At 70.8% G+C, this 11,172-nt stretch carries 8 protein-coding genes; 4 read left to right on the top strand and 4 right to left on the bottom strand.

Annotation, left to right across the window (positions count from 1 at the left end; translation table 11 throughout):
• Together AAHZ94_RS18570 and AAHZ94_RS18575 are read left to right on the top strand one after the other, a co-directional pair.
• The coding region (locus AAHZ94_RS18570) for a metallophosphoesterase (protein ID WP_349994079.1) at nt 1-1,084 on the top strand (1,084 nt) is incomplete at its 5' end.
• Between the two features lie 179 nt (nt 1,085-1,263).
• Nucleotides 1,264-2,139, top strand: a complete 876-nt coding sequence (locus AAHZ94_RS18575) for a hypothetical protein (RefSeq protein WP_349994080.1) — start codon at nt 1,264-1,266, stop codon at nt 2,137-2,139.
• A 66-nt stretch (nt 2,140-2,205) separates the two neighbouring features.
• On the opposite strand, the gene AAHZ94_RS18580 is transcribed toward AAHZ94_RS18575, so the two are convergent.
• Complete coding sequence (locus AAHZ94_RS18580) at nt 2,206-3,708, bottom strand: VWA domain-containing protein (RefSeq protein ID WP_349994081.1); 1,503 nt, start codon at nt 3,706-3,708, stop codon at nt 2,206-2,208.
• Between the two features lie 507 nt (nt 3,709-4,215).
• Here AAHZ94_RS18580 and AAHZ94_RS18585 point away from each other — a divergent pair.
• Entirely contained in the window at nt 4,216-4,677 is a 462-nt protein-coding gene (locus AAHZ94_RS18585; RefSeq protein WP_349994082.1) for a hypothetical protein, read from the top strand.
• A gap of 102 nt (nt 4,678-4,779) precedes the next feature.
• Here AAHZ94_RS18585 and thiC read toward each other — a convergent pair whose 3' ends face one another.
• On the bottom strand, nt 4,780-6,579 hold the full coding sequence (thiC, locus tag AAHZ94_RS18590) for a phosphomethylpyrimidine synthase ThiC (protein ID WP_349994083.1): 1,800 nt from the start codon (nt 6,577-6,579) through the stop codon (nt 4,780-4,782).
• 362 nt (nt 6,580-6,941) lie between these two features.
• On the opposite strand from thiC, the gene AAHZ94_RS18595 reads away from it, so the two are divergent.
• The gene (locus AAHZ94_RS18595) at nt 6,942-8,711 is read left to right on the top strand and encodes a YibE/F family protein (RefSeq protein WP_502964711.1); all 1,770 of its coding nucleotides are present in this window, start codon (nt 6,942-6,944) and stop codon (nt 8,709-8,711) included.
• 853 nt (nt 8,712-9,564) lie between these two features.
• Here the strand turns inward: AAHZ94_RS18595 and AAHZ94_RS18600 are convergent.
• On the bottom strand, nt 9,565-10,002 hold the full coding sequence (locus AAHZ94_RS18600; RefSeq protein ID WP_349994084.1) for an SsgA family sporulation/cell division regulator: 438 nt from the start codon (nt 10,000-10,002) through the stop codon (nt 9,565-9,567).
• Nucleotides 10,003-10,104: 102 nt separating this feature from the next.
• Nucleotides 10,105-10,914: an IclR family transcriptional regulator gene (locus AAHZ94_RS18605; protein ID WP_349994085.1), complete on the bottom strand. Its 810-nt coding sequence runs from the start codon at nt 10,912-10,914 to the stop codon at nt 10,105-10,107.
• Nucleotides 10,915-11,172: the final 258 nt, after the last annotated feature.

Genomic DNA, 11,172 nt, shown 5'->3' on the forward strand with positions numbered 1-11,172 from the left:
GCACCGCACCGGCCCGGGCACCGACGGCACGGCAGCCCCCGCGGGCGCGCCCGCCGGAGGCCTCGGCCGGAGCGAGCACGCCGGCCCCGCCACCCCGCCGCCGCACGGCGACCCCGAATACACCCCGACCGAGCGCGACCTGCCCGTCATCGCGCGCGGGGTCGGTCCTGGCAGCACCATCGCCGACCTCTCCACGGCAGGCTTCGCGGACGCCGGCGAGCCCGAGCCGGCCGCCGCGACGGCGCGTCCCGAGCGGGACGGTCCCGGCCCGCTCTTCGTCGTCGGCGACGTCCACGGCTACCTCGACGAGCTGCGCGCCGCGCTCGGTGAGCAGGGGCTGATCGACGCCGAGGGCAACTGGTCGGCCGGCAACACCCGGCTGTGGTTCCTCGGCGACTTCACCGACCGCGGCCCGGACGGCGTCGGCGTGATCGACCTCGTGATGCAGCTCTCCGCGCAGGCCGCCGCCGCCGGTGGCTACTGCAAGGCGCTGATGGGCAATCACGAGCTCCTGCTGATCGGGGCCAAGCGGTTCGGCGACACCCCCGTGCAGTCCGGCGCCGGCACCGCGTCCTTCCAGGCCGCCTGGCTGCTCAACGGCGGTCAGCGGACCGACATGGAGCGGCTCCAGGACCACCACGTGCAGTGGATGTCCCGGCTCGACGCCATGGTCGAGGAGGACGGCCACCTGCTCGTCCACTCGGACACCACCGCCTACCTGGAGTACGGCGACTCGATCGAGGCCGTCAACGACACCGTCACCGAGACGCTCCAGCGGGGCGACGCGGACGAGTGCTGGGACCTGTTCCGGAAGTTCACCAAGCGCTTCGCCTTCCGGGACGAGGCTGGTGCGCTCGCCGCGCGCGAACTCCTGGACGCGTACGGCGGCGAGCGCCTGGTGCACGGCCACAGCCCGATCCCGTACCTGCTGGGCGAGGTCGGGACCGAGGACGCCGACGGCGGCGAAGGGCCGCCGGTGGTCAGCGGGCCGCACGTCTACGCCGATGACCTGGCCATTGCCATGGACGGTGGGGTCACCATGGCCGGGAAGCTGTTGGTCGTCGAGTTCCCCCTCCACGATTGAGGATTCAACCTACGGGTACGCGGGCACATAGGAGTTCCACTCGCGCGGGGCGAAATCTCCGGTAGCACCCTGTCACCCCGCGGCAAGTCGGCCCTACCATCGGCTCATCCGTAGCAGGCTCTCCTCCCTTTCCGCCCGTGACCGGTGGAGCCGGTTTCAGGGGCACGGAGCATCGGGGGATGCACATGAACAGCGCTCCACACCTGCTCACCGAGGACCGCCCGGACTTCGAGCGCATTCTCGACGCGGCGCTGCACACGGCAGGACACCGGCCGGACGAGCCGACCGGCGCGCCCCAGCGGCTGAGCAGTCACCAACTGCGCACGATGGCCCTGGGCGCCGCGGCCTCGATCACAGCCTGCGCGGCGGTGGAATATGACCGTTACGTCCAGGTACGCGCCGATGCGCGCCCGTCCGGTGGCCCCGCGGGGAAGCAGGGCGCCCAGGGCCGGGCCGCGGCCTCGCTCGGCGCGGCGATGGGGGACGTCACCGGCCGCTCGGGAGCCGGCGTCGTCGCCGTGCTGACGGTCCTGGCACCGGCGCTGGCCGGCTCAGCCGCCGTGATCTTCCTCGTGGTCGGGGCCCTGCTCCGGGTGTTCGCACCGGACGCGGCCCGCGGTGCGCCGCTGGTCACCGCGGGCTGGGTGTTCGCGGTCTGCGCGGCCGTCGGCATCCTCATCGCCGCGACCGCCCTGCTGGTCACCGCCGTACGCAACGGCGGCACCGGGCGCGGCCGACGCTCCCGGGCTTCGGCCGATGAGGTGGCCAGGGCCCGCGAGGCGTGGCACCTGGCCCTGCTGGAACGGGGCGTACTGCCCTTCGTCCAGCAGGCGTTGGCCAACGCCGACCGCGACACCGCCGCGGACCCCGCGCCCGCCCCGCCGCCGCGCGCCGCCCGGCCGGGCCCCGCCGGCCGCACCCCGCACCTCGGCTACAGCCGCCCCGGCTTCCCCAGCCCCGGGGACGGCAGGCCCGATGTCAGGCCCGGGCCGCGGTACAGCAGCCCCGACTTCACCAGTCCGGAATTCGGCGGGCAGGACCACAGGGCCGGATAGCGGAGGGAATGGCGAAGCCGTACAGAGCGAAATGCGCAGGGCAACGGGAAGGGCGAGGCATCGGGGTCAGAGAATGCCCGCCTGGCCCGCGGCCCTGACCCAGGAGGGGAATTCGGAGAGAAGGCGGTCGTAGAGTTCCTGATCAGGGACGGTGCCGATGTCGTCGACGGCAAAGAAACCAACGTTGTCGACGCGACGGCCGGGCAACGTGTCGAAGCGCTCCAACACCCCGTACCGCGACCGGCCCAATCCCACGAACTGCCAGAAGATCGGCTCGGGCACGGCAGCCCGCAATTCCCGTTCGATCTCAGCATTGCGGTAGACACCACCGTCGGAGAAGAACAACACCAGCGTCGGCGCCTCGCTGGGATTCTCCCGTACGTAGGTCCTGACCTGCGCGATCGCCTTCTGTTCCTCGTTTTGGATGCCGATATCCCGCATATCGAGCTGGCCGTCCTTGAGGCCCTTGCGCGGCTTCTTGCGGCGGAAGAGGCTCGCCTCTCCGACGCGTACGTGCAGGGAGAGCCAGTGCGGGAGTTCACCCACCGCGAGATCGGGGAGGCGGGCCGCGTTCGTGGCGAACGTCCATGCCTGCATCGTGCCGTCGTCGTCGAGTTGGGCGGCGACCGCGGCCATTCGCTCCACGACGTCGGAGACCACGCCCTTGGAATACAGGAAGGACATCGATCCCGAGGCGTCCAGTACGAGAATGACGCGCGCGGTGAGCCCGGCAGCGCCCTGCTTCTCCAAACTGATCCGCACCTGCTCCTTACGGAACGACAGCCGCTTCCGCAGGTCGACCGGGAGTGCCTCTTCGCCCGGGGCGGGGTACTCGGCCGGGGCGGGGGCCGGGGGCGCCTGCCCGGTGTGGGCCCTGCCGCCCTTGGGTGGGGCTGGTGGGAGGTGCGGAGACGGGGCTGGTGGGGCGTGCGGGGGCGGAGTTGACGGAGCGTACGGGGCTGGCGGCACGGGCTGGGCTACAGGTGCTGGTGCTGGTGCTGGTGCCGATGTTGCTGCTGGTACCGGCTCCTGCGGGGCGTCGTCGACCGTGATGCCGAAGTCAGTGGCGAGCCCGGCGAGCCCGGCGGCGTACCCCTGGCCGACGGCGCGGAACTTCCACCGGTCAGCGCGCCGGTAGAGCTCGCCGCCGATCAGCGCCGTCTCCGTCGTCGCCTCGATGACGAAGCGCGCCAGTTCGCCGCCGCCGGCGCCGTCCAGCAGGCGCAGCGTGAGGCCGGGCGCCTGGCCGAAGGTGCCGCCGTCGGCCGATGCGCACAGCAACACCCGGTCCACGGCCGCCTCAAGCCGGCCGAAGTCCACCTCGACGGTGTCCGTCAGCACCCCGGCGGCGCGCTGCTTCCCACGGTGCACGACGGCGTCGGACGCGTGCCGCGGCTGGTTGTAGAAGACGAAGTCACCGTCGTCCCTGACCCGCCCGGCCGCGGTGAGCAGCAGTGCCGAGGCGTCGATGTCGGGCCCACCGGAGCCATCGGCCCAACTGAGCTCGACCCGCACGGCCGAGGCGTCAACGGGCAGGTTCGCACCCTTGCGCAGGGAACTCGCTGTCATGACTCCAGTGTGCCGAGCGGCTGCCACGGCTACGCGCGGGGGTGTGCGGTGGGGGTGGCGCGGGGGCGCCGGGCCGGGGGGCGCGGGTGGCGCCCCGCGCATCCGTCGACGCGACTACTCCGCCAACGACAGCTACACCCGGTTCGCCGCCACAGCGAACTCCCCAAATACCCTTTATAGCCGCCTCTGATGAATACGCTCGTCCCCACCATCCGCTTCAGGCACAACTGGCAGTTGGGCGTCGCACATGATGGGCGCGGCAGGTGTTCGTCGACGCCTAACAGCAGGAAGGCATTGCGAAACGCGCACCAGAGAAGCAGAGGTGGGATGCCGTGGTCTTCTCAGGTCGCCCGCATGGGGCCAAGGCGTGAAACAAATACCCTGGATCGGGTCCCGGTGCGGCAGTGGCAAACGTCTTGGCACAGCCTCAGCCCCGAAGAGTAGGCGGCTCGCCGAGAAGATTTCCACCAATCGGCGCAGGATAGAAGCGGCAGGGAGGAGTCAGCCATGAACAACCGCCGCCACAGACTCTCCTCGGTCCTCGCCGTGACAACTGTGACAGCAGTCGTCGCCCTGGGTACCGCGTGTAATGACGACGACGACAGCACTACGCCGGCGCCGAAAAGCGAAACCAAAGAAGATGCGACCCCATCGCACAAGGCGAAAGAGCCAAAGGGCAAGGCAGAGCGCGCAGATCTCGTTCGATTCGAGCTCGACGACCGCTCCCAGGCAGGTATCACCAATATCTGGGTGGTGTGGACAGTCAAGAACAGTAGTGGCGAGAAGTCTGACTACACATGGGACTGGGAGGCAGTAGACGCTACCGGAACCCGCGTGGAGAACAGCTCCGAGTTCGTTAGCAACGTACAACCGGATCAGACCGCGACAGGCGAAATGCCCACCACGCTGAAGAGCACAGAGGGCATCAAGCTCAACATCACCAGCTTCAACCGCACAGCCTCGTTCTAACCCGAGAAGAAGTAGCCGACTCGCGCAGGGGTTGGGCGGCTGGCCACGGGCACGGCGCACCATTTGCGCCGCCGTCCCGTGGCCGAGCAGCTGACCGCTAGGTCATTCCGCCAACGGCAAGTACACCCGGTTCCCCGCCGCCGCGAACTCCTTCGACTTCTCCAGCATGCCCGCCTCGATCTGTTCGGGGCTGGCGCCTTCCTCGCCGCCGAACTGTTCCGTGATGCTCCTGCTGATCTTCATGGAGCAGAACTTGGGGCCGCACATCGAGCAGAAGTGTGCGGTCTTGGCGGGCTCGGCCGGGAGCGTTGCGTCGTGGTAGGCGCGGGCCGTGTCGGGGTCGAGGGCCAGGTTGAACTGGTCCTCCCAGCGGAACTCGAAGCGCGCGTCCGACAGCGCGTCGTCCCAATCCTGCGCCCCGGGGTGGCCCTTGGCCAGGTCAGCGGCGTGCGCGGCGATCTTGTACGTGATGACGCCGGTCTTCACGTCGTCGCGGTCCGGCAGCCCGAGGTGCTCCTTGGGCGTGACGTAGCAGAGCATCGCCGTGCCCCACCAGGCGATCATCGCGGCGCCGATGCCCGAGGTGATGTGGTCGTACGCGGGCGCGACGTCGGTGGTGAGCGGGCCGAGCGTGTAGAACGGCGCCTCCTCGCAGATCTCCTGCTGGAGGTCGATGTTCTCCTTGATCTTGTGCATCGGGACGTGGCCCGGGCCCTCGATCATGGTCTGCACGTGGTGCCGCTTGGCGATCGTGTTGAGCTCGCCCAGCGTCTTGAGCTCGGCGAACTGCGCCTCGTCGTTGGCGTCCGCGATCGATCCCGGGCGCAGCCCGTCGCCGAGCGAGTACGTCACGTCGTACGCGGCCAGGATGTCGCACAGCTCCTCGAAGTTCTCGTAGAGGAAGCTCTCCTTGTGGTGCGCCAGGCACCACGCGGCCATGATCGAGCCGCCGCGCGAGACGATGCCGGTCTTGCGGCGGGCGGTGAGCGGCACGTACCGCAGCAGCACGCCGGCGTGCACCGTCATGTAGTCGACGCCCTGTTCGGCCTGCTCGATGACGGTGTCCTTGTAGATCTCCCAGCTCAGCTCCTCGGCCCGGCCGTCGACCTTCTCCAGCGCCTGGTAGAGCGGCACGGTGCCGATCGGCACCGGGGAGTTGCGCAGCACCCACTCGCGGGTGGTGTGGATGTTGCGGCCGGTGGACAGGTCCATGACCGTGTCGGCGCCCCAGCGGGTGGCCCAGGTCATCTTCTCCACCTCCTCCTCGATGGAGGAGGTGACCGCGGAGTTGCCGATGTTGGCGTTGACCTTCACCAGGAACCGCTTGCCGATGATCATCGGCTCGATCTCGGGGTGGTTGACGTTGGCCGGTAGCACGGCGCGACCTGCGGCGATCTCCTCGCGGACCACCTCGGGCGCCACGTTCTCGCGCAGCGCGACGTACTCCATCTCCGGTGTGATCTCACCGCGGCGGGCGTACGCGAGTTGCGTGACGGGCTGCCCCTCGCGGCCCCGGCGCGGCTGGCGGGGGCGGCCGGGGAAGACCGCGTCGAGGTTCTTGAGGCCACCGCGCGGCGAGGTGTGCTTGACGCCGTCGTCCTCCGGTCGCAGCGGACGGCCCGCGTACTCCTCGGTGTCACCGCGGCCGATGATCCAGTTCTCGCGCAGCGGCGGCAGCCCGCGCCGCACGTCGGTGTCGATCTGCGGATCGGTGTACGGGCCCGAGGTGTCGTACAACGTGACGTCCCGCCCGTTGGTGAGGTGTACCCGCCGCACGGGCACCTGGAGGTCGGGCCGCGAGCCCTGGAGATAGCCCTTGTGCCATCCGATGCTGCGCGGCTGCTCGCCGTCGGTGTCCGTCGCCGCCACGGAGGCAGGCGTGCGTGCGTCCTGAAAGGTCATGAGACCTACTCCCTACGCCGGCATTACCCGGTAACAGGTTCGGCGGTCGACGCAGCCGTTTCCTTCGGTGTCCCACCGGCGTCGGCCGGTCGTCCCGTATGGAGGTCAGCGCCCTCTCAGCCCGGTGCTCCGAGCTCCCGCGTGTGCAAAGGTGCCACCACGCTAACGGTTCCCCGGCGGATTGGGCCAGAGGGCCTTGCGATGATCGGTGCATGACTCCGACCGAGCCGGGCCCCCAGCGGCGGCCGGGCCCCCCCGCCGGGCCGCAGCCCCACGTCCCGCCACCCGCCGCTGGCCCTCCACCACGTGGCCCCGGCCTCCCCGCGACGCCACCGACCCGGCCTGCGCCTCCGGCACCGCCGATGCCCGCGGGTTCCCCCGCGGGGCCGCCCGCCGGCGACGGTGGCGGCGTTGGCGGCAGCGTTGGCAGTGGTACCGGCAGCGGCGGCGGAGCTGACAGCAGTGTTGGCGATAGCAACGGTGCGTGGGGCGAACCCGGCGGGGGCGCGGGTGGGTTCGGCGGAGGTGCGGTCGGCGCCGGACCCGGGCCGGGGGCGACCCCGGCGGCCGGCCACGCCCAGGGGCCCGGGGGCCACGAAGGCCCCGCACCACCGGCCGAAACCGGCCAAGGCGCGGGCCACGGCCAGGGCTCAGGCCCCAGCCCGGGCCCGGGCCAGGGCCACGGCGACGCCCATGGGCATGGGCATGCACACGGTCATGGGCACGCTCCGGGGCCCGGCCACGACCGCGGGCACGGCAACAGCCACAACCACAACCACAGCCCCAGCCCCAGCCACGGGCACAGTCACAACCACGGCCCCGCCACCCCCGTCTCGCGGCGGCTGCGCAAGGTGATCGCGGCGGTGCTGATCCCGTTCAGCGTCGCGGTCGTGGTCGGGCTGATCGTGCTGTGGCCGGGTGGCGCCCCGGACCACGCCAACAGTGCGGGGCTCGGGTTCGACCGGCAGACCGAGTCCGGGCGCGTGGTGCAGATCGACAAGGTGCCGTGCGCGGAGGTGGGCGCCCAGCCGTCGGCGCAGCAGCCCCCGGCGGGCGGGGAGTCGGGCGAGGGGCCGGGCGAGTCGGGCGGTCCGCCCGGTGGGGCCACGGCCGGCGACGACACCTGCGAGAAGACGACGATCGAGGTCACCTCGGGCAAGGACAAGGGCCGGAAGTTCACCGAGATCGTCCAACCCAGCGCGTCCCGACGGTACGAGGAAGGCCAGAAACTGCTCCTCGCGTACGCGCCCAAGGCGCCGGAGAACCTCCAGTACTCGGTCTCCGACGTCGATCGCAAGCTTCCCATGACGCTGCTGGCCGGGCTCTTCGCACTGGTGGTGGTCGCGGTCGGGCGGCTGCGCGGGATCTTTGCGCTCGTTGCGCTCGCGATCAGCTTCGGCGTGCTGACGCTGTTCATCCTGCCGGCCATCCTGCAAGGCTCGAACCCGCTGGTGGTGGCCGTGATCGGGGGCAGCGCCATCATGCTGATCGCGCTGTACACCTGTCACGGCCTCACCGCCAGAACCTCGGTCGCGGTGGTCGGCACGCTGATCTCGCTGCTGCTGATCGGCCTGCTCGGCTCGCTGTTCATCGACTGGGCCCATCTGACCGGCAACACCGATGACCAGACCGGCCTGGTGCACGCCCTCTACCCGAAGATCGAGATCCAGGGGCTGCTGCTGGCCGGCATCATCATCGGCTCGCTCGGGGTGCTCGACGACGTGACGGTCACCCAGACCTCGGCGGTGTGGGAGCTCAAGGAGGCCGACCCGACGGCGTCTTGGCGCACGTTGTACGCGTCGGCGATGCGGATCGGGCGCGACCACATCGCCTCAGTGGTCAACACCCTCGTCCTCGCCTACGCGGGCGCCGCGCTGCCGCTGCTGTTGCTCTTCTCGATCGCCGACAGCGGCATCAGCACCGTGGCGACCAGCGAACTCGTCGCCGAGGAGATCGTACGGACGCTGGTCGGCAGCATCGGCCTGGTGGTGTCCGTACCGGTCACCACGGCGCTCGCCGCGCTGGTCGTCTCGGCGGACCGCACGCCGGCGAGCATCCCCGCGGCCGGCGGCGCAGGACCCGCCACGACGCTGCCGGGGCGGGGCAGGGGCCGGCGGCGCAGGGCCAAGTAGCCGATCGGGGCGGCAGCCGGAGGCAAGTTGGGGCGGCAGCCGGAGACAGGTTGGGGCGGTCGGCGGCTGTTCGCGCTTCGGGCCGCGGGGCGGTAGTAGCCGGCCACCGCACGGGCCTCGGGGCGGTGCGGGCCGGCCGCCGTACGGAAGTGACCGCTGCGGCAGCGGCGGCTCGTGAACGGTGCGGCAGCCGTCGCGAAGTGGCTGGAGGGTGGCGGCGCCCGCGGGTAGCCCGCGCGCGGGTACCCCCAGCCAATGCGCCTGTGCACAACCGGTGTCGGCGCACCCGGACGAGCCCGCACGGGCGGATGTCGTACGCGCGGACTGCCATCCGCCACGCCCGCGCGAGCGCGCGTCAGCGACCACCGCGCCGGCAAACCCCCGGGGCCGTGCGGGATTTTCCAGCCGCCTGCGTCCGCCCTCTCACGGCAGCAACACGACTCGTACGAGAGGTCGTTGATCGCCGATGCGCCCGCGAACCCCGGCGGTCAGGCGGAAGCCGGCGGTCTTACGGGGCTGGCGGAACGCCGGAGCCAGCGGTCGTCGCGCCGCCTGTCGCAGCACCCGGCCCGCCGTCAGGACCGGCCCACGTAGCCCCGCGCGAACCAGCCCATGCCGCACCCGTACGAACCGGCGTCCCTTCCCCGGCCCCACGCACCCGCGTCCGCACCCGCGTCCGCACGCGCGTAGACGTTGCTCGGAAGGGGCCGCTGCACCAAGGGAGTTGGCAAGCGCAAGCGAAATCACCGTACGGGCCGTACATGCTTGGGCAGCGCTTTCGGCGCCGAGGGGGCGCATTCACGGAGCACTGTGCAAAAACGTCCAGGCAACGCGCCGTGAGCGCCCCTTGGGCTCACCCTGCGTAGCGGTCCTCGGCCAGGATGCGGTCAAGGACCGCGTCCAGGCTGCACGCCGGATCGCTCGCCTCCTCCTCGCAGCCGAACGGAACCAACCGGTCCGTACGGTCGAGGAAGGCCACGAGCGGCGCCGCGCCGACCCGGAACAGGGCTCCCTCCACGCCCACTTGGAGTCGGATCAGTACGTCCGACAGTTCGTCAGGCCCCGTCGGGCAGATGTGCACATCGCCTTCGCCGGTCGGCCCGCAGAGCCCGTCGAGCAGCAACTCCCGGGCAAAAGCCCAGCTCACAGGCGCGTCGCCGGGAAGGTGGAAGGTGAACTGCACCGCATAGGGATCGGCCTTGTCGTACCCGAGATCGACCGGGATACGGAAGGAGAGCTCCTCCGAGACGAGGAAGGTCATCGTTACCTCTGCCTGGACTGTGTCACGCATCGTTCGCCGCCCCGAGTCGGTGGGAATGGCCAGGTTTCAGCCAGCCTGGCCCTCTTGACGCCATCGTCCGCCAACACTCAGCGGATCACAAGGAGTGAGATTTCAGATACTGATAGAGAACGACAGGGAGCTGATGAGCGCTCCGACTCTGGAGCGTAGCGAATCAACAGCGGGCCGGAGCCGTTCCACTTCATGCAGGGGGGTGGAAACCGCCAAGGTCGCCGCCGTTGCACCAGCGATGATCGGAAAGGCGGCGCAGACTGTGCCCAGCGCATATTCCTCCTGCTCACACACCGGCTGAAATCGCCGCCTCATGGCGATCCGCTGCCGGAACTGCACCTCGTCCCGTACCGAATACGGCGTGATGGCCTGCACCGGATGGCGCGCAAAGTGATCGGCGCGTTCCTCCGCGTCGAGCTGGGAGAGCAGGCACTGCCCGATCGCGTGGGCGTGGGCCGTCTGCCGGAAGTCGGCCCATTCCTCGACGACCGGCGCCCCGGGCGCGTCGGCGGTGGCCACCACGTCGACCTCGCCTTCGCGGTAGACGGCGAAGTAGACGGCCACGTCGAGGTCGCGGGCGAGCGCCGCGACCGTGCAGGCCACTTGGCCGCGCGGGCCAGGCACCGAGGTCGAGAGCTGCGGGGGCGGCGTCGGCGCCGCCGTCGATACGCCACCGCTCAGCTTGCGGACCGCCTCGCCGTAGCGGAACAGGCCGTCGTCGCGCCGTAAATATCCCTCGTGGGTGAGGGTGCGCAGCAGGTGGTAGGCGGTCGGCAGGGGTAACCCCGCCTCCCTGGCGAGTTGTTTGGCGGGCGCGCCGTCGGGATGGGAGCCGACCGCTTCGAGGAGGCGCAGGGCGCGCTGGACCGAGCTGATGAGGGTCGGCTCTGATCGGGCATCAGCCCTGGTCACCGGGTGGCGGACCGATTCAGCAGCCGGCTGCTGCGGCGGCGGTGCCTTGGCCCCGTGGTCGTGTGCTGGCCGGCGCGCCGGTCCCGTACCTGTTGACGCCACAGTCACCCCCAGGGCTGCGGACGGGTGGGACACCCGTCGGCGGGGGCCGCCCCCCCCCACCCGGCGGCCGCCGCACCCCGCCCCCCCCCCGGCCCCCCCCCCGCCCCCCCCAAAACCCCCACCCACCCGAAGAAAGACAGCACGGGGGGGTGGTGG

Origin of the sequence: Streptomyces sp. HSW2009 (genome assembly GCF_040240285.1) — a bacterium.
Lineage (GTDB): Bacteria > Actinomycetota > Actinomycetes > Streptomycetales > Streptomycetaceae > Streptomyces.

What these genes read in the sequence shown, in the direction of transcription:
- thiC (WP_349994083.1), bottom strand. Translation starts at nt 6,579, where the DNA reads ATGACCTTTCAGGACGCACGCACGCCTGCCTCCGTGGCGGCGACGGAC.
- AAHZ94_RS18575 (WP_349994080.1), top strand. Translation starts at nt 1,264, where the DNA reads ATGCACATGAACAGCGCTCCACACCTGCTCACCGAGGACCGCCCGGAC.
- AAHZ94_RS18585 (WP_349994082.1), top strand. Translation starts at nt 4,216, where the DNA reads ATGAACAACCGCCGCCACAGACTCTCCTCGGTCCTCGCCGTGACAACT.
- AAHZ94_RS18580 (WP_349994081.1), bottom strand. Translation starts at nt 3,708, where the DNA reads ATGACAGCGAGTTCCCTGCGCAAGGGTGCGAACCTGCCCGTTGACGCC.
- AAHZ94_RS18600 (WP_349994084.1), bottom strand. Translation starts at nt 10,002, where the DNA reads ATGCGTGACACAGTCCAGGCAGAGGTAACGATGACCTTCCTCGTCTCG.
- AAHZ94_RS18595 (WP_502964711.1), top strand. Translation starts at nt 6,942, where the DNA reads ATGCCCGCGGGTTCCCCCGCGGGGCCGCCCGCCGGCGACGGTGGCGGC.